Below are 1,806 nucleotides of genomic sequence, written 5' to 3' on the forward strand. Positions count from 1 at the left end.
GGGGCTGTTGCAAAAGTCCCAAGATAGAAAAAAGACGAGGAAATTAAAATCCTCGTCTTTTTCTGATACAATGTATTTATGAAACAAAATAGTAATACATCATCATTAACTAATTTTACACTAGTTGATGATACAATTCAATTAAAATTAAATATAAATACAGAAATATACGTACAAGATGATATAAAACTAAGGCTTGTAAAAAATATAATTGAAAGGATGGATTTATCAGAATTAAATAAAATCTACTCATCATTTGGAAGAAAACCTAAAGTAAACCCAATAACAATGCTGCAAATAATAATATTTTGCTACTCTGAAGGAATCTTTTCATCAAGGGAAATAGAGAAATCATGTAAATATGATCTAAGAATAAAATACCTCCTAGATGAAAGTAAAGCACCAGACCATTCTACCATTAACAGATTTAGACAAAAAATAGCAGAGCTAACACCTAACTTGTTAAATCAAATGGTCCAAATACTAATAGAAGAAAATCAAATAGATTTATCAAGCATCTATATAGACGGAACAAAAATAGAAGCCTACGCCAATAGATACAGCTTTGTATGGAGGGGAAGCATAGAAAAATGGCAAGAAAAACTAAGAATAAAAATAATAAATCACTTCAACTTAAGCAAAGACCTAAATACATCTCAGGTATTAGAAGTAGTAAAAATAGTATTTAATCAGATAAGTAAAGAATGTATAGAAAAGAAAATAAATTTCGTACATGGGCAAGGAAAAAGAAAACACCAACTTCAACGTGACTATGAACAATTAAAAGACTGGAAAAACAAACTAGAAACCTATCATAAACACCTAGAAATAATGGGAGATTACAGAAATTCCTACTCAAAAACAGATCATGATGCAACCTTCATGAGAATGAAAGAAGACCACATGAGAAATGGGCAATTAAAACCAGCCTACAATATTCAACTGGCAAGTGCATCAGGCTTTATCATAGGAGAAAATATATCCCATCATCCATCTGATATGTACACCCTAAAACCCTTCTTAAAAAAACTACTAGAAAAATATCCTAATCATTTAAATAGAATAGTAACAGATGCAGGATATGAAAGTGAAGAAAACTATGTATTTCTCGCAGAAAATAAATTAACATCCTACATAAAACCATCAAACTATGAAAGGTCGAAAACACGAAAATATAAAAAAGAAAAAGAATTTAGGGAAAGATTAAATTACGATGAAAATCAAGATAAATATATATCAGCAGAAGGAAAAATCTTTGTAAGATGTAAAGATAGGTATGATACTAAGAAAAGTGGTTACGTTAGTATAAGCAAGGTATACAGGTGTTTCGACTGGAACAAAGGTGGACAAAAAACCAAAGGAATTTATATAGCAGCAACATTCCAAAAATATAGAAAAAAATCTTTAGAAAATATAAGCTCTGACCAAGGAATAGAAGAAAGAATAAATAGATCAATCCAAGCTGAAGGAGCCTTTTCTAAAATAAAGTCAGGATTAAACTACAAAAGATTTAGCCATAGAGGAAAAGCAAATATAACAAGTGAAATATGCTTCATATCTATGTCACTAAACTTAAATAAACTGGTATCAAAAATAGAAAATAATAATTTAGAAATCATAAAATACAAAGCTGCCTAAGAAAAAAATGTTAAAATTCTTAGCTCTATTAAGTGAGCATATTTTTAATGAAAATGTGGAAAAATTTATCTTCATCTTAAAAATCTCTATATAATTAAATGGCTTGATACAAATATACAAGAAAAAAGGCGATGTGCAGAATATATTCACCTATTCTGCAACATCACC

The 1,806-nt window shown here is 29.0% G+C and carries 1 protein-coding gene; it reads left to right on the forward strand.

Annotated features, from left to right (window positions below; all coding sequences use genetic code 11):
* Positions 1 to 78: 78 nt before the first annotated feature.
* Positions 79 to 1,638, forward strand: a complete 1,560-nt coding sequence (locus tag HMPREF2782_RS02705) for an IS1182 family transposase (RefSeq protein WP_070640692.1) — start codon at positions 79 to 81, stop codon at positions 1,636 to 1,638.
* Positions 1,639 to 1,806 lie beyond the last annotated feature (168 nt).

Origin of the sequence: Anaerococcus sp. HMSC068A02 (assembly GCF_001811125.1) — a bacterium.
Classification (GTDB): Bacteria; Bacillota; Clostridia; order Tissierellales; family Peptoniphilaceae; genus Anaerococcus; species Anaerococcus vaginalis_C.